Raw genomic sequence first — 16202 nt, forward strand, 5'->3', positions numbered from 1 at the left:
CCTTGGCGAATGCGGCCTCCGTGCGACCTGTAAATGCCACGCTGTGGCCACTATCTTCGGGCAATGGATATGCCCATGGACACTCTTAGTCTCGCCCGCGGCACGGCCGCTTCAGTCGCTCCGGTGGCTGGCTTGGTGCGCGTTGCCGACGACAAGGCGATGCTGCGCGCCGCCGCCGATCTGACGCGCGATCTGGTGAAGCCGCGCCCGGCGGTCTATTGGGGCGACCTGATCGCCTCGATGGTCCTCGGCTATGGCGCGCTTTTCGTCGCCGCGACGTCGGACTCGACGGCGGTCGCGATCGTCGCGGCGATCGCGTCGGTGCTCGGCCTGTATCGTGGCCTCAGCTTCATCCACGAAGTCAGCCACATGAAGCACGCGGCGGTACCCAACTTCCGGCTCGGCTGGAACATATTGGTCGGCGTACCGATGCTGACCCCGTCGTTCATGTACGAGGGCGTCCACAACCTTCATCACGCCAAGACACGGTACGGCACGGTCGAGGATCCCGAATATCTCCCGCTCGCGCTGATGAAGCCTTGGACGCTGCCGCTGTTCATCGTCGTCTCGGCACTGGCACCGATCGCGCTGTTCGTCCGGTTCGCGATCCTCTCGCCGTTGTCGCTGTTGTCGCCAAAGCTGCGGACGATGGTGGTCGAGCGCTATTCGGCGCTGGCGATCAACCCGCAATTCCGTCGCCGTGCCCCTGAAGGCGAGGCAAAGGCCTATTGGGATCGTCTCGAAATCGCGGCCAGCCTCTGGGCGATTACGCTGATCGCGATCACGGTAACCGGAATCCTGCCGCTCCGTGCGTTCCTCACGATCCTCGGCATCGCGTCGGCCTTCGCCGTGCTCAACCAGGTCCGCACGCTGGTCGCGCATCTCTGGGAGAATGACGGCGAGCCGATGACCGTGACGGCGCAGTATCTCGATACCGTCAACGTGCCGCCGCCGGCGTTGCTGCCTGCGCTCTGGGCGCCGGTCGGGTTGCGGTATCACGCGCTGCACCATCTGTTGCCGGGGCTACCCTATCATGCGCTGGGTGAGGCGCATCGCCGGATCTCGGCAGAGCTCGACGCGATGTCGCCGTATCACAAGGCGAGCTATCCGGGATTGCCGGGGCTGGTCAGCAAGATCGCCCGCAGCACGATGGTCCGCCGCTGAAACGAGGGTCCGGGCACGTCACCCGGACTTTCATTTAGAAACGTCGAACTGCTTCAGAGCCGCGGCGGCATTACGGCCCGCGTCGCCGGTCGGGGCCAGCCGCACAGCCGTTCCCCAGGCCGCGCGCGCACCGGGTTCGTCGCCAAGTGCCGCAGCGATGTTGCCCGCCTCCAATTGAACCGAAGCATCGTCCGCCGAACGCTTCACCGCCTCGGCGATATCGGTCTTAGCCCGCGGCAGGTCGCTCATCCGCCGGGCAAGCGTTGCCGACAACAGCCAGGCCAGCGGATCATCCCCCGCGTTCTTCAGCGCCCGATCCAGATCGCCACGCGCTGCGTTCAGCTCTCCCGCCGCGACCAGCGCGCGCGCGTGGTCGAGCTGCGCTTCGCCGAGCGGCAATCCGGTCAGCGTTCCCGCCGCCAACGCCGAATCGAGTGCGGCGCGTGCCTTGGCCGGCTGGCCCGCGGCGAGCCAGGCGTTCCCGCCCTGCGCCCAGTAATCCGCCGCATTTGCGTCCTTGGCGACCTGCGCTTCACGCGCGGCATCCTCGAACTCCACGGCCGCCGACGGCCAGTTCTTTTCGGCCGCAAACGCAAGGCCCGCACATTGGCGCGCGAAATAGCCGCCACCGCCGATCCGCCACCGGCCTGCTTCCGCACGCGCGGCTGCCGGATCGGTCTGCGCCAGCGCGGCACAGCGGGCGGCGCGGTTCGGGCGGGAAACGTCAGGCCCGGCAACGGGCGAGGCCTGCGCGGCGATCAGCAACAACGTCAGGATCATAAGGCGGCGATCACATCCTCGACCGCCCGGATGATGAGCACGATATCGGAATCGCGCGAAAGGCGGTGGTCGCCGTCCTTGACCAGCCACGTCTGCACATCGGCTGAACGCAACAGCTCGGCCAGCCGTGCGGTACGCTGCCACGGCACCTCCTTGTCGCGCTGGCCTTGGACCAGCCGGACCGGGCCATCGAACGCGATCTCGCCGAACATCAGCCGGTTGGCCTCGCCCGACGACCAGAACGCGCGGGTGTAGACCGTCGGCTCGGGACCGTAAGGGCTCTTGCGCTCGATCCGCCCGTTGCTGAGCAGCGCCATCTTCTCGTCGGTGGTGAAGCCCCAGTCGGTGAAGTCGGGCGCCGGCGCGATCCCGACCAGCCCCTTCACCAGATCGGGGCGCAGCTTCGCCGCCAACAGCATCAGCCACCCGCCCAGCGACGATCCGACGAGGATCGCAGACTCTTCCACAAGCGCATCGATCATCGCCAGCACGTCGTCGCGCCAATCGACCAACGTCTGGTCTTCGAACGCGCCTTCGCTCTGCCCGCACCCGCCATAGTCGAACCGCAGGAACGCGCGTCCCTCGGACTTCGCCCACGCCTCAAGCGTCACCGCCTTGGTCCCCATCATGTCGGACGCATAGCCCGACAGGAACACGATCGTCGGTCCGGTCCCTGGCGTGTGATGATAGGCGAGGCGAGGGCGCTCCTTGGCCGGAGGCGTCGGTGCAGGCGGCGTGGCGGTATCGGTCATGCCGGCACCTTAGCCGCGCCTCAGCGCCGGAGAAAGGCGTCGAGTGCAGCCTGGAACGCGGCAGGCTGGTCGAGCATCACGAAATGCGCAGCATCGCCGATATCGACAAACGTCACGTGCGGCGCGCTGGCATACGCTTTTCGATAAAGCGCGTCGGCAGCGGGTTTGGTCGGCCCCGCCGCGTTCCACGGATAGACCAGGGTGATCGGCGCGGCGATCGAGGCCATGTCGGGACGCAGGTCGGTGGTCAGGTCCTCGTACATCGCCTGCGCCGAGACGCGTGCATCCGCCTTCGCCGCCCAGGAGGCAACCGCTGCGCGTGAGTCCGGCTTCAGTGCCATGCGCGCGGCAAGCGCCGCGTTCGCCGCTGGGTTTGCCGGCTTGCCGTACGCCGCCGTCATGCCGGCGCGCATTGCCTTGGCCTGCGGTTCGAGCGCCGCCACGGTCGCGCCGGGCACGAAGATCTCGCCGACATACGGCAGCGAATCGACGATCATCAGCTTGCCGACGTCATCCGGATGCGCCTTTGCCAGCATCAGCGCGACCAGGCCGCCCATCGAATGCCCGACGATCGCAGGCTTGCCGAGCTTCGACTGGGCAATCAGCGTGTGCAGATCGCCGACGATGCCATCGAGGATGCCCGGCGACAGGTTTGCGCGCGGATCGTCGCCGCCGAAACCGTTGACCTGCACCACATACACCCGGTGCGACTTCGCGAGGGTCGGCACGACACCCGCCCACACCGCGCGCGGCGACGACAGCCCCGGAACGAGGATCACCGGCGTGCCCTTGCCGAAGGTCTGCACCGAGATGTGCGGCATCTGCGTCTCGGCCGCATCGACCTTCGGCGCGGCGGCGGGCGCAACCTGCGCGTGGCTCGCGCCCGGATGCAGGACGATCATCAGCGTCACGGCGGTAGCTGCAAGGCGGGGTTTGAGATGCGAAGTCATGCCGCAGGCTCCCTCGACGGGCTGGTGAAAATATCCTCGATGGCGAGGTCGAACAGTTCGGCGATCTTGAACGCGAGCGGCAGCGACGGATCATAGCGCCCCGTCTCGATCGCGTTGACGCTCTGCCGCGACACTTCGAGCCGCTCGGCTAGGTCGCCCTGGCTCCAGTCGCGCTCGGCGCGCAGTACCTTGAGACGGTTCTTCATGCCGGGCGCCGCATTGCCACGATATTGTACGCCCAGCCGATCCACAGCCCGGCAAACCACAGCACAGCGGCATAATATGCCACGACATGCGGCACCAAGCCGAAACCTTCGAGAAAGCCCCACGCGGTCATGACGCTGACCATGAACCCACTGGCGATCAGTGACTGACGGATCATCAACATGCGCAGATACTCGTCAGTTTCCTCGACCATATACTGGCCGAGCGCGATAAAGGTGCCGATCAGCGGTGCCGCAGGCAGCAGCGCCGCGACATAGGCGATCGGGCCATGCAGCGCGCCGCGCCAGAACAGCGCCACGATCGTGACGAGCAAGACCGCGTAGACGAGGCCGAGTGGCACAATGCGGCGGTAATAACGACGGATAGCCGGGTTCATGAGCATGGCAGGCGTCCTCTCAAGTTGGTAAAGGAAGCTTGTCATCGGCGTGGCGTATTGTCAACGACGCTAGACAACGTGCCGCAGTCTTTACCGCTCAGGTCGACCCCGGCGAGAACCCGTTCTTGGCCTAACCCGGCCTAACCTTCTTTTTGGATCGGGCGTTTCCGCACCCCGTCAATCGCGCGTCAGATGATGAATTCGACCGTCTTCATCTGCGTCTGATCGGCCGCCACAGCACCGCGCTTCAGGACCATCTGGCGGTGCAGTTCGGCAACCGTATCGCTCCCGCGCGTCTTGCACAAAGCGGGCACGAACGCATGGACCAGCGCCCCGAGGCCGCCCTTGATCATCGTCAAGCCGAAGCGCCCGGCGACGCCGAAATGCTCGACATAGCTCTCGCCGACGGTGGCTGGATGGTCGAGGAACAGGCGGCGGAACATGGGCAGTCTCCTGCTTGCTCTATATCAGCCGGCGGCCAAGGCGTCGACCATTCCCGCCGCCAGCACGCTCAGCGTGTCGTCACGCGCGCCCATCACCACGATCCGGTCGCCCGGCCGCGCCTCCGCGACCAGCGCCGCAGCGGCGTCTGCGCGGTCCGCGATGTGTCGCGCGTCCCGACCACCCTCGACGATCTGCCCGACGATATCGGCGCTGGTGACCACCCTCGCGACCGTCCCGCCGTAATAGGCGGGGTCGGGCAGGACGAGCACGTCGTCCTCCGCCATCCGCCCGACGAACGTAGCGACCAACTCGCGCCCCATGACCTTCAACGGGCCATAGCCATGTGGCTGGAACAACAGGAGCAGCCGCCCGGGGAAGGCGTGGAGCGTGTCGAGCGTCGCAGCGATCTTGTCCGGGTTATGTCCGAAATCGTCGATCACTGCGACGCCGCCGCCCGATCCGACCAGATCGAAGCGACGGCGCAGGCCGGTGAACCCGGCGATCGCCTTCACCGCGTCGGCCAACGACACGTCCGCCGCCATCGCTGCTCCGATCGCAGCAAGTGCATTCGACACGTTATGCCGCCCTGGAACCGCCAGCTTCACCGGCGTCCGCACGCCTCGAGACACGATGTCGAAGCCGATCGCGAACGGCTCGGGCTTCAAGTTTTCGGCACGAAGATCGGCCGACGCATCGATCGCAAAGGTGGTGATCTGACCGCGCGGAAGACGCGCCGCGAGCGCCGCCGCATCGGGATCGTTCGCGTTCACCACCGCCGTCTCGGCCTTTGCGATGAAGTCCCCGAACAGCAGCCGCAGTTCCTCCAGCGACTTGTGATCGAGGCTGACGTTGTTGAGCACCGCGATCTTCGGCGCATAGCCCGCGATCGATCCGTCGCTCTCGTCCACCTCACTGACGAATGCGTCGCCTTCTCCAACCAGCGCACTGGCAAACGGTGCGTCCGGGGTGGCGAAGTTCTTCATCACCGCCCCGTTCATCACCGTCGGATCGCGCCCGACTGCGTGGAGGATCCAGCCGATCATCCCAGTAACGGTCGACTTGCCGCTCGTGCCCGCGACACCGATCGACAACCGGCTGTCGTTGAATAACGACGCCAGCATTGCCGCACGGGTCGAGCGAGTGCAGCCCAAAGCGTCCGCCGCGATCATGTCCGGCACGCTCGCCTCGATCGCCGCCGAGCCAATGACGAGCTGGTCCGCCGAGACGATGCCGCTGCCGTCCTGCGGGAACAGCGCGACGCCCTTGGCCGCGAGGTCGTCGAACTTGGCGGGGACGCGGCCCTGGTCGAGGTTGCGGTCCGATCCCGCGACGGTCGCGCCACGGCCGGCAAGGATCATCGCGAGCGGCATCATGCCGCTGCCGCCGATGCCGACGAAGAAACAGGGTTTGCTGATATCCATCGGCCCGCGATATGGGCGGTTTGGTAACGGGGCAAGGTCGGGAACACGAACAATGCGCATCGGTGTCCTCGCCGCGTCGAGCCGAACCAATCCCGCGGCGATCGCCAAGATCACGGCCTACGCGGCGACCGCGTTCCCGGGAGTCGAACTCGTCTTCCACCCGCAATGCCTCGAGACCGACGGCCATTTCGCCGGCTCCGACTTTCGTCGGGCGGCCGCGTTCCTGGAGTACGCCAACGATCCCGCGTTCGATGCGATCTGGTTCCTGCGCGGCGGCTATGGCGCGAACCGCATCCTCGCGATGGTCATGCCCGAACTCGGCCGCGCGGCGCGCCACAAGACATATCTCGGCTATTCCGACGTCGGCTTCCTGCTCGGTGCGCTCTACGCCCGGCGGATCGGACGCCCGGTCCACGGCCCGATGGTCAGCGACGTGAACCGCCATGACGGCGAGGCGACGGTCGCGCGCTCGCTCGGCTGGATGGTTCGCGGCGACCGGACGGGGCTGGAGCCGGGACTGAACGGGCAACCGTCGGCGGCGTTCAACCTCAGCATCCTGACGTCGCTGATCGGCACGCCGTGGTTGCCCGACCTTACCGATCACGTCCTGATCGTCGAGGAGGTGTCGGAGCCGATGTACGCGATCGACCGCATGCTCTTCAAAGTCGCCAACGCCACGCAGCTGAAGGGGATCGCCGGCCTGCGCCTTGGCGGGGTCACTGCCGTGCAAGAGAACGAGCCGCCCTGGGGCGAAACGCTCGACTACATGATGGTCCGCTGGTCGCGCGACATGGGCGTGCCCTATCTCGGGCGCGCGGAGGTCGGTCACACGCAAGCGAACCATGTGGTGCCGTTCGGGGTGGTTTGATCCTTCACCGTCACGCCGGGCTCGTTCCGGCATCCACCGTTCCTCGTGCCCGAGAGACATGAGTTCGCGGCACGGTGGACCCCGGAACCAGTCCGGGGTGACGGAGGGGCGGGGCGGTCTGGCGGTGCGCGTGGCGGGGCCATCTGCCGGGGCCGGGGAACGCCCGACGCAGTAGTTCCGGCGAAGCGGGTTGCCTATATAGGTAGTGCGACGGCATAAGCCGCGCTCTTCCAACACGAGAAAGTCCTCCATGTCCGCCATGTTCCGAATCACGCTGCCCGACGGTTCCGTCCGCGAGGTTGCGCCCGGGACTACGCCCGCGGACGTCGCCGCGGCGATCGGGCCGGGCCTTGCCAAGGCTGCGCTCGCCGCGCGCATCGACGGGCAGGTGCGCGATCTCAACCGGCCGTTCGAGGGCGATACCGCGCTCGCGCTGGTGACCGCGCGCGACGAAGCCGACGCGCTCGAACTCGTCCGTCACGATCTCGCGCACGTCATGGCGGAGGCGGTCCAGCACCTCTTTCCGGGCACGCAGATCACGTTTGGCCCCGCCACCGACGATGGCTTCTACTACGACTTCGCCCCGAAGGACCGCCCCTTCACCGACGAAGACCTTCCCGCGATCGAAGCCGAGATGCGCGCGATCATCGCCCGGAACGAGCCGTTCCTGCGCGAGGTCTGGTCGCGCCAGCAACTGATCGATCGCTGGACGCAGCAGGGCGAGAGCTTCAAGGCTGAATGGGCCGCCGAACTCCCCGAAGGCGAGGAACTGACGATCTACCGCCAGGGCGAGTGGCTGGATATGTGCCGCGGTCCGCACATGGCCTCGACCGGCAAGCTGGACCCAGCCGCCTTCAAGCTTACGCGCGTCTCGGGTGCGTATTGGCGCGGCGACCAGAAGAACGCGATGCTCAGCCGCATCTACGGCACCGGCTGGCTCAACAAGAAACAGCTCGACCAGCACCTCTTCCGCCTCGAGGAAGCCGCCAAGCGCGATCATCGGAAGATCGGCGCGAAGATGGACCTGTTCCACCTCCAGTCCGAAGCGCAGGGCTCGGTATTCTGGCATCCCAAGGGCTTCGTGCTCTGGCGCCAGCTTGAGGCGTATATGCGTCGCCGCCTCGACGCCGCCGACTATGCCGAGGTGAAGACCCCACAGCTGATGGACGCCAAGCAGTGGGAGCAGTCGGGCCACTGGGGCAAGTACCGCGAGAACATGTTCGTCGTGCCGGACGAGATCCCGAACGTCGAGGACGAGGGCGCCGTGCTGTCGGGTGAGGGCGACCTGATGGCGCTGAAACCGATGAACTGCCCGGCGCATGTGCTGATCTTCAAGCAGGGGATCAAGTCGTACCGCGACCTGCCGATCCGGATGGCCGAGTTCGGCTGTTGCCACCGCAACGAGCCGCACGGCGCGCTGCACGGCATCATGCGCGTCCGCCAGTTCACGCAGGACGACGCGCATATCTTCGTCGGCGAGGATCAACTGGTCGAGGAAGTGCGCAAGTTCTGCGAGTTGCTCGACAGCGTCTACAAGGACCTCGGCTTCGACGATTACGCGGTAAAGCTCGCGCTGCGCCCCGAGAAGCGGTTCGGCGAAGATGCGATGTGGGACAAGGCCGAGGCGGAGCTGCGCGAGGCGGTGATGCAGTCCGGCCTGAGCGATACGATCAAGGCGAACTTCGAGGAACTGCCGGGTGAGGGCGCGTTCTATGCGCCGAAGCTCGAATTCCACCTGACCGACGCGATCGGCCGGACGTGGCAGGTTGGCACGATCCAGTCGGACCGCGTGCTGCCCGAGCGACTCGACGCGTCATACGTCGGTGCGGATGGCGAGCGGCATCGCCCGGTGATGCTCCATCGTGCGATCCTCGGCACGTTCGAGCGCTTCATCGGCATCCTGATCGAGCATCACGCCGGCCGCTTCCCGCTCTGGCTCGCGCCGGTGCAGGTGGTGGTGGCGACGATCGTGTCCGATGCCGACGACTACGCGCATCAGGTCGCCGCGACTTTGCGCAAGGCTGGGATCCGGGTCGAGACCGATCTGCGCAACGAGAAGATCAACTACAAGGTGCGCGAGCATTCGCTGGCGAAGGTTCCGCTGCTGTTCGTGGTCGGCAAGCGCGAGGCGGACGAGGGCACCGTTGCGATCCGCCGCCTCGGCAGCCAGGGCCAGGAGATGATGGCGCTCGCCGATGCGACCGCACGGGTTGCGATCGAGGCACGCGCACCCGATATGTGACCTAACGGGGCTGGCTTTTCGCGCGTGCGTTTCTGCGCTATAGGCCGGCCCAAATACTTCGTCAGAAACTTCAGGAGCAAACCCCATACGTCCTCCCACGATGCGCCGGCCGATGCAGACGCCCGCAATGAACGGCCCGCGATTCAACGAATTCATCCAGAGCCAGAAGGTCCGCGTGATCGATCACGAGGGCGAGAATCTGGGCGTGATGTATACGCGCGAAGCGATCGAGCAGGCAGCCGAGCATGGCCTCGACCTGGTCGAGGTGTCGCCTAACGCCGATCCGCCCGTCGCCAAGTTCCTCGATGTCGGCAAGTTCAAGTACGAGGCGCAGAAGAAGGCGAACCTCGCACGCAAGTCGCAGAAGACGCAGGAGATCAAGGAGATCAAGATGCGTCCGAACATCGACGACCATGACTATGACACGAAGATGAAGAAGGTGAACGACTTCATTGGCGAGGGCGACAAGGTCAAGATCACGCTCCGCTTCCGCGGTCGCGAGCTCAGCCACGGTCAGCTCGGCATGAACCTGCTGAAGCGCGTCCAGGACGACGTCGCGGAGATCGCCAAGATCGAGGCGTATCCGCGCATGGAAGGCCGCCAGATGCTGATGGTGCTGGCCCCTAAGTAAAACGGCGCACGGTTTCGGCTGTGACGAAGGCTGGTCGGTCCCGAGGGACTGGCCGGCCTTTTTCGTGTCTGGAGTGCTGGCGGGCCGCCCTTAACGATCGCCGGCTCCTCCGCCGTCTCACCGTCTACCAACGGGAGAGGGAAGGGCCCGCGAGTGTCTTGACCGTTGGAAGGCGAGGGCGCGCGCTCATTCCACCCAGGCGAACGCCGGGGTCCAATTGGGGAACGGCAATGGCTGCAGGCAGCGCTTCGTTACTCCCGCCTTCCCAACTGGTCCTGGCCTTCGCCGAAGTGGCACCCTTTCCTGGACGGCGCGCGCGAGGATCTAGGTTGCGCCACATGCGATAGACTGTGGGTCAGCCCACCACTCATCGCAAACAGTTGCTATTTGAAACTAGGGTTTGGTCGGGCTGCTGTGTGGCGCTTTTGAGACACGATGTTCAAAAATCTCTTTCCGTATGCGGAAATCGCTAGACGTGGCGGTTCGGATATCTCTACCTATCGTCCAAACCATAAGTTCGAAAAGATTCGAACACTCAGGAGAGAATGCCGATGCGTATGATCGCATACCTGTTGTCCGCCGCCGCGACCACGGCGCTCGTCACCCCGGCATTCGCCCAGGACGTGCCAACCACCCAGCCCGAAGCGCAGACCGCGACGACCACGTCCGGCACCGCGGCAGGGTCGGTCGATGCCGGCCAGCCTCCGGTCGCGCCGCAGGCCGACACGGGCGGCAACGCGAGCGATATCGTCATCACCGCCACGCGCCGTTCCGAACGCCTGTCGAACGTGCCGATCGCCGTCTCGGCAGTCGGCTCGGCCGCCCTCGAGAACACCGGCGCCAACGACATCCGCCAGGCCACGCAGCTCGTCCCCTCGCTGCTGATCTCGTCGACCGGCAGTGAAGCCAACGCCTCCGCCCGCGTTCGCGGCATCGGTACGGTCGGCGACAATCCCGGCCTCGAAAGTTCGGTCGCGGTGTTCATCGACGGCGTTTATCGCAGCCGCACCGGCTCTGGCCTGAACGATCTCGGCGAAGTCGATCGTATCGAGGTTCTGCGCGGTCCGCAGGGCACGCTGTCGGGCCGCAACGCCACCGCAGGATCGATCAACATCCTGACAAAGCTGCCTTCCTATAACTTTGGCGGCTATGCCGAGGCGACGTACGGCAATTACAACAACGTCCGCATCGCCGGTGGCCTGACCGGTCCGATCATCAAGGACAAGCTGGCCTTCCGCCTCGACGGCGTGTTCGGCAAGCGCGACGGCTATTATTACGACGTCATCAACGACACGGATTACAACGATCGCAATCGCTATTTCGTCCGCGGCCAGTTGCTGTTCGAGCCATCGTCGGATGTCACCGTTCGCTTGATCGGCGACTACACGCGCCGCGACGAGAAGTGCTGCGGCGCAGTCTATATCAACACGCAGGAAAAGATCGATCCGACCCCCGGCGTCGCCGGCGATTTCGCGATCAATCCGTCCGGCAATCGCATCGTCCAGGTCATGCAGAGCATGGGGGCCGTGTTCCCCAGCGCGGGTGATCCATATAATCGCCGCATCGCCAACTCGCCCGGCCGGGCCTATTCGAACGTCACCACCGATTACGGTGGTTCGGGCCAGATCGACGTCAATCTCGGCGGGGCGTCGCTCACCTCGATCACGGCATACCGGGAATACAAATCGGGCGGTGCAGCCGATATCGATTACGGCAATCTCGACATCGGCTATCGCGCGGACGACGGTAACAGCTATCGTCAGTTCCACACCTTCAGCCAGGAAGTCCGCCTGAACGGCTCGCTGTTCAACGATCGGTTGAACTGGCTGGTCGGTGGCTATTACTCGAAGGAAGACCTGGTCGTTGCCGACAATCTCAAGTTCGGCACGCAATATGGCGCATTCGCCGCCTGCCGTATCGTCGCGACGGCCAATCCGCTGGCGGCATTGCGCAACCCGAACAACCCGGGCTGCCTGAGCACGACCCCGCAGGCTGCGCTCGGCGGCGCGAATGGACGACAGGCGCTTGGTGCAGGGTTCGGCGCTCTCGGACCAACGATCCTCGCCGGTCTCGATCGCCTCAGCACGCTCAACAATCTGGGCGATCAACGCTCGACCTATTACCAGGACAGCGAGAACTACGCGTTCTTCACGCACAATATCTTCAAGCTGACCGACAAGCTCTCGATCACCGGCGGCTTGCGCTACACGCGCGAGGCGAAGGATTTCCACGCCGATTTCAACAACAACAACACGGTCTGTCCGGCACAGCAGGCCAATCTCAGCCCATTGCTGGCCAGTGCCGCGGTCCCTGCCGCGCTCAAGACGCTGGTCGGTGGTATCATCACGCTCACCTGCACGGGTAACTCGACCTCCGCGCTCAACGGCCTCGACCTGAACGACGGGTTCAAGGAAGGCGAGTTCACCGGCACCGGCGTGATCTCGTACAAGCCACGTACCGACACGCTGCTGTATGCGTCCTTCTCGCGCGGCTACAAGGCGGGCGGCTACAACCTCGACCGTTCGGATCTGACCGCGAACGTCTTCTCGTCGCCGACCAATGCCAGCGTCGCCAATCTGCGCTTCGATCCCGAGACCGTAAACGCGTACGAAGTCGGCCTGAAGTTCAGCTCGAAAGACTTCACGTTCAACGTCGCGGGCTTCCGCCAGGAGTTCAAGAACTTCCAGCTGAACACCTTCAACGGCACCAACTTCATCGTCCAGAACATCAGCACCTGCGATACGAGCCTGAACGGCGCGGATCGCGATGCCAGTGCGGCCACGGGCGCCTGCACGGGCAGCGTCAAATACGGCGTCATCTCGCAAGGCTTCGAACTCGAAGCGGGGTTGTTCCCGGCGCCTAATTATTCGGTGAACCTCGGCTACACCTACACGAACACGCGCTTCCGCAACAATCTGGTCGGCAGCGAGGACGGTCAGCCACTCGATCCGGCCTTGTTCCTGCTGTCGGGCAGCAACCTGTCGAATGCGCCGAAGCACACCGTCACCGCGTCGACCGCATGGACCCCGGATATCGGCTCGTCGGGCATGACCGCGCTGTTCTACGTCGATGGCCGCATGACCAGCGACTACAACACCGGCTCCGATCTGTTCCCCGAAAAGGCGCAGGACGGGTTCTTCCTGATGAACGCGCGTGTGGGTCTCCGCGGACCACAGCAGAAGTGGGCGCTGGAAGTCTGGGCGCAGAACCTGCTCGACACGAACTACCAGCAGGTCGCGTTCAACGCGCCGTTCCAGGGGGCGGGCAGCCAGGCTCAGACCCAGGCATTCGGCACGACGGCCAACCAGATCTTCACCTCGTATCTGGCCGAACCACGCACCTACGGCCTGACGCTACGCACCCGCTTCTGATCGGGTTAGGTAAGAAAAAGCCGGTCCGCACTTCGGTGCGGGCCGGCTTTTCGCATCCCGCTTGTCATTCCCGCGGATGGGGAAACCCATATCGGCTGGCTCTCCGGTATGATCACGGACCTTCGAGGATATGGATCCACGCCCACGTAGGGGATGACGAAGACGTGGCGAAGGAGCGTGGGCCTAAGCCGCCAGATCGATCTCTTCTCCGGCGGCTGCCGCCAGCAACCGCCGCTCCAGCGTCCTCAATCTTGCGGGCTGGGTAATCCGGTCACCGGTCAGGTCGGTAATGTAGAACGTATCGACCGCCCGCTCGCCATAGGTCGCGACATGCGCCGAGTGGATCGTCACCTTTGATTGGAACAGTGCGTTCGCGAGCTGGTTCAGCAGCGCCGGCCGATCTCGCGCATTGACCTCGACCACCGTGAACCGGTTCGACGCCTTGTTGTCGACCAGCGCGTTCGGAACGATGTCGAAGGCTTCCGCGCGTGTCCGGGGCAGGGGCTTTGCCACTAGCCGATCGGCGAGCTTGCCGCGATTGGCGAGCGCATCTTCGATCGCCGTTTTCAGGCGAGCCAACTGGCCGGACTCATCGAAGGGCCGTCCGAACGGATCCTGGACAAGAAAATTGTCGATCGCCATCCCGTCACGAGTGGTGTGGATCCGCGCATCGATGATATTGCCGCCGGCCACGTGGATCGCCCCGGCAATGCGGTAGAACAGGCCCGGGTGATCAGCCGCGTAGATGGTTACCAACGTCGCGCCGCGCCCCGGATAGACGTGGGCGTCGATCGCGAGCTGCGCATCGCCGGTGCTCGCGAGGAAGCGTGCGTTGTGCGCGAGCACGTCCTCGGGCTCGGCGATCCAATAGGCTTCGGGTAAGCGGTGAACGAGCGTTGCGAACACCTCCTCGCTCCATCCGAGTTCGTCGCGAAGATGCGCCTGCTTGGCCGCGATCCTCTCGGCACGCCCCTTCTGTTTGTGACCGAGCCGCAGCACTTCTTCGGCTGATTCATAGAGGTCGCCGAGCAACTGGCGTTTCCAACCGTTCCACACGCCGGGGCCGACCGCACGGATGTCGACAATCGTGAGGGTGAGTAGCAGGCGGAGCCGCTCGGGGCTTTGCACCACATCGCAGAAATCGAGGATCGTCTTGAAGTCGCTGAGGTCACGCTTGAACGCGGTCGCCGACATTAGCAGGTGCCAGCGCACCAGCCAGGCGACGGTCTCGGTCTCCGCCGGGGTCAGCCCGAAGCGCGGGCACAGTCGCTGCGCAACCTCCGCCCCAAGGACTGAGTGATCGCCGCCGCGCCCCTTGGCAATGTCATGCAGCAGTACCGCGACGTACAGCGCGCGCCGCGAGACGATCTGTTCGAAGATCGCACTGGCGAGCGGGTGATCCTCCTTCAGCACACCGCTCTCGATCCGCGCGAGCAGGCCGATCGCGCGGATGGTGTGTTCGTCGACGGTATAGTGGTGGTACATATCGAACTGCATCTGCGCGACGACACGCGCGAAATCGGGCACGAACCGGCCGAATACGCCCGCCTCGTTCATCCAGCGCAGCACGAGTTCGGGATCGCGCGGAGAAGTCAGCACGTCGAGGAAAAGTGCATTTGCCGAAGGGCTGTTGCGAACTTCATCGACAAGTTTCGCGTCGCGGGCGGCGGCTCGCATGGCCAGGGGGTGGATCTCGACGCCGTGCTTATCGGCGAGCTGGAAGATCTCGATCAGGCGTTCGGGATCGGCCTGGAAAAAGTCGTCGCTCGGCAGTGCCAGCCGACCGCGATCGAGCACGAAGCCGTTCAGCTTGCGCGGTGAGCGGCGGATTGTGGGCAGCCCGAAACGCCGTCCCCGCGCCGCGAATTTCTCGTCGAGATGCGCGAGGAACACGCCGCTCAGCGTGCCGACGGTCTTCGCCTGCAGGAAGTAGAACTGCATGAACCGCTCGACCTTCGACTTGCCCGGTCGGTCGGAGAACCGCATCCGGTCGGCGATCTCGCGTTGCAGGTCGAAGGTAAGGCGATCTTCGGCGCGGCCGGTGATGCTGTGCAAATGGCACCGCACCGCCTGGAAAAAATTGTCGGCGCGGTGGAACAGCCGGTATTCGGCCTTGGTGAACAACCCGACCTCGACCAGCTCGGCGGCGCGCTGGACGTCGTAGATGTATTTGCCGATCCAGAACAATGCGTGAAGATCGCGCAGGCCTCCCTTGCCCTCCTTGACGTTGGGTTCGACGACATAGCGGGTGTCGCCCATCTTCCGATGCCGCGCGTCGCGTTCGGCGAGCTTGTCGGCGATGAAGGTGCGCGCGGTGTCCGCCTGGACCTCGGTCTTGAAGCGGTGTGACGCCTGTTCGTACAATTCGGCGTCGCCGCAGACGTAGCGCGCCTCGAGCAACGCGGTGCGGACGGTGACGTCGCTCTTGGCCTGGCGGACCATCTCGTCGAGCGAGCGGCTGGACTGGCCGAGCTTCAGCCCGAGATCCCACAGCGCGTACAGCATCGATTCGATCACGCGCTCGGCCCAGGGCGTCTGCTTGCCGGGGGTGAGGAAGCCGATGTCGACGTCCGAATGCGGTGCCATTTCCGCGCGGCCGTAACCGCCGACAGCGATCAGCGTGAGGCGCTCGCCGATCGTCGGATTGGGCAGGGGGTAGAGCCGCTGCGTCGTGAAATCGAACAGGATGCGGAGCAGCGCGTCGATCAGATAGGCCTGCGCACTCGATGCTTCCAACCCGCGCGACGGATGTTCGACGAGGCGACGTTCGACTTCTACCCGCCCCTTCTCCAGTGCGGCTTTCAGCAATGCGGTCGCGTCGCGGCGGAGCGCGGTCGGGTCGACGCCTTCCAGCGCGGCAATGGTTTCAGCGACGGCGCGGCGATCGATGATCGCGCGACGGTTGGGGAGATGATCGAAGCGGCCTGACATGACGCCCAGATAGGGGCGCCGGTCGCGTGCGTCATCAGGATTGCGCA

At 65.0% G+C, this 16202-nt stretch carries 13 protein-coding genes; 5 read left to right on the forward strand and 8 right to left on the reverse strand.

The features are described from left to right. The first annotated feature begins 75 nt into the window (after positions 1-75). Positions 76-1164 carry a fatty acid desaturase family protein gene (locus AC1MLZ_RS16065; protein WP_480959348.1) on the forward strand — a complete coding sequence of 363 codons (1089 nt, stop codon included), beginning with the start codon at positions 76-78 and terminating at the stop codon, positions 1162-1164. Positions 1165-1194: 30 nt separating this feature from the next. Here the strand turns inward: AC1MLZ_RS16065 and AC1MLZ_RS16070 are convergent, their stop codons facing one another. The 7 genes from AC1MLZ_RS16070 to AC1MLZ_RS16100 all read right to left on the reverse strand — a co-directional run bounded on the left by AC1MLZ_RS16070 (position 1195) and on the right by AC1MLZ_RS16100 (position 6112). Then, positions 1195-1944: a tetratricopeptide repeat protein gene (locus AC1MLZ_RS16070; protein WP_480959349.1), complete on the reverse strand. Its 750-nt coding sequence runs from the start codon at positions 1942-1944 to the stop codon at positions 1195-1197. Next, the gene (locus AC1MLZ_RS16075; protein WP_480959350.1) at positions 1941-2696 is read right to left on the reverse strand and encodes an alpha/beta hydrolase family protein; all 756 of its coding nucleotides are present in this window, start codon (positions 2694-2696) and stop codon (positions 1941-1943) included. The genes AC1MLZ_RS16070 and AC1MLZ_RS16075 overlap by 4 nt, the downstream gene beginning before the upstream one ends. Positions 2697-2716: 20 nt before the next feature. Next, positions 2717-3646, reverse strand: a complete 930-nt coding sequence (locus AC1MLZ_RS16080) for an alpha/beta fold hydrolase (protein ID WP_480959351.1) — start codon at positions 3644-3646, stop codon at positions 2717-2719. Continuing rightward, positions 3643-3852 carry a helix-turn-helix transcriptional regulator gene (locus AC1MLZ_RS16085; protein ID WP_480959352.1) on the reverse strand — a complete coding sequence of 70 codons (210 nt, stop codon included), beginning with the start codon at positions 3850-3852 and terminating at the stop codon, positions 3643-3645. The genes AC1MLZ_RS16080 and AC1MLZ_RS16085 overlap by 4 nt, the downstream gene beginning before the upstream one ends. Then, complete coding sequence (locus AC1MLZ_RS16090) at positions 3849-4253, reverse strand: hypothetical protein (protein ID WP_480959353.1); 405 nt, start codon at positions 4251-4253, stop codon at positions 3849-3851. Before AC1MLZ_RS16090 ends, AC1MLZ_RS16085 begins: the two co-directional genes overlap by 4 nt. Positions 4254-4435: 182 nt before the next feature. Beyond that, a complete protein-coding gene (locus AC1MLZ_RS16095; RefSeq protein ID WP_480959354.1) occupies positions 4436-4690 on the reverse strand; it encodes a DUF6356 family protein in 255 nt (84 codons plus the stop codon). Between the two features lie 24 nt (positions 4691-4714). Then, the gene (locus AC1MLZ_RS16100) at positions 4715-6112 is read right to left on the reverse strand and encodes a Mur ligase family protein (protein ID WP_480959355.1); all 1398 of its coding nucleotides are present in this window, start codon (positions 6110-6112) and stop codon (positions 4715-4717) included. A gap of 52 nt (positions 6113-6164) precedes the next feature. Here AC1MLZ_RS16100 and AC1MLZ_RS16105 point away from each other — a divergent pair, with 52 nt between their 5' ends. The 4 genes from AC1MLZ_RS16105 (at position 6165) to AC1MLZ_RS16120 (ending at position 13224) form a co-directional block, all read left to right on the forward strand. After that, positions 6165-6980, forward strand: a complete 816-nt coding sequence (locus AC1MLZ_RS16105; protein ID WP_480959356.1) for an LD-carboxypeptidase — start codon at positions 6165-6167, stop codon at positions 6978-6980. A 250-nt stretch (positions 6981-7230) separates the two neighbouring features. Then, positions 7231-9222, forward strand: a complete 1992-nt coding sequence (thrS, locus tag AC1MLZ_RS16110) for a threonine--tRNA ligase (RefSeq protein ID WP_480959357.1) — start codon at positions 7231-7233, stop codon at positions 9220-9222. A gap of 100 nt (positions 9223-9322) precedes the next feature. After that, entirely contained in the window at positions 9323-9853 is a 531-nt protein-coding gene (infC, locus tag AC1MLZ_RS16115; RefSeq protein ID WP_031396176.1) for a translation initiation factor IF-3, read from the forward strand. A 551-nt stretch (positions 9854-10404) separates the two neighbouring features. Next, positions 10405-13224, forward strand: a complete 2820-nt coding sequence (locus tag AC1MLZ_RS16120; RefSeq protein WP_480959358.1) for a TonB-dependent receptor — start codon at positions 10405-10407, stop codon at positions 13222-13224. 183 nt (positions 13225-13407) lie between these two features. Here AC1MLZ_RS16120 and AC1MLZ_RS16125 read toward each other — a convergent pair whose 3' ends face one another. Next, positions 13408-16155, reverse strand: coding sequence for a [protein-PII] uridylyltransferase (locus tag AC1MLZ_RS16125; protein WP_480959359.1), 2748 nt, complete (start codon positions 16153-16155; stop codon positions 13408-13410). Positions 16156-16202 lie beyond the last annotated feature (47 nt).

It is taken from the genome of Sphingomonas sp. PEI4 (assembly GCF_056679955.1).

Excerpts from the sequence above, each read along its gene's own strand:
- AC1MLZ_RS16065 (WP_480959348.1), top strand. The coding sequence starts at position 76 with ATGGACACTCTTAGTCTCGCCCGCGGCACGGCCGCTTCAGTCGCTCCG.
- AC1MLZ_RS16090 (WP_480959353.1), bottom strand. The coding sequence starts at position 4,253 with ATGCTCATGAACCCGGCTATCCGTCGTTATTACCGCCGCATTGTGCCA.
- AC1MLZ_RS16100 (WP_480959355.1), bottom strand. The coding sequence starts at position 6,112 with ATGGATATCAGCAAACCCTGTTTCTTCGTCGGCATCGGCGGCAGCGGC.
- AC1MLZ_RS16120 (WP_480959358.1), top strand. The coding sequence starts at position 10,405 with ATGCGTATGATCGCATACCTGTTGTCCGCCGCCGCGACCACGGCGCTC.
- thrS (WP_480959357.1), top strand. The coding sequence starts at position 7,231 with ATGTCCGCCATGTTCCGAATCACGCTGCCCGACGGTTCCGTCCGCGAG.
- AC1MLZ_RS16105 (WP_480959356.1), top strand. The coding sequence starts at position 6,165 with ATGCGCATCGGTGTCCTCGCCGCGTCGAGCCGAACCAATCCCGCGGCG.
- infC (WP_031396176.1), top strand. The coding sequence starts at position 9,323 with ATGCGCCGGCCGATGCAGACGCCCGCAATGAACGGCCCGCGATTCAAC.
- AC1MLZ_RS16125 (WP_480959359.1), bottom strand. The coding sequence starts at position 16,155 with ATGTCAGGCCGCTTCGATCATCTCCCCAACCGTCGCGCGATCATCGAT.
- AC1MLZ_RS16085 (WP_480959352.1), bottom strand. The coding sequence starts at position 3,852 with ATGAAGAACCGTCTCAAGGTACTGCGCGCCGAGCGCGACTGGAGCCAG.
- AC1MLZ_RS16080 (WP_480959351.1), bottom strand. The coding sequence starts at position 3,646 with ATGACTTCGCATCTCAAACCCCGCCTTGCAGCTACCGCCGTGACGCTG.
- AC1MLZ_RS16095 (WP_480959354.1), bottom strand. The coding sequence starts at position 4,690 with ATGTTCCGCCGCCTGTTCCTCGACCATCCAGCCACCGTCGGCGAGAGC.
- AC1MLZ_RS16070 (WP_480959349.1), bottom strand. The coding sequence starts at position 1,944 with ATGATCCTGACGTTGTTGCTGATCGCCGCGCAGGCCTCGCCCGTTGCC.
- AC1MLZ_RS16075 (WP_480959350.1), bottom strand. The coding sequence starts at position 2,696 with ATGACCGATACCGCCACGCCGCCTGCACCGACGCCTCCGGCCAAGGAG.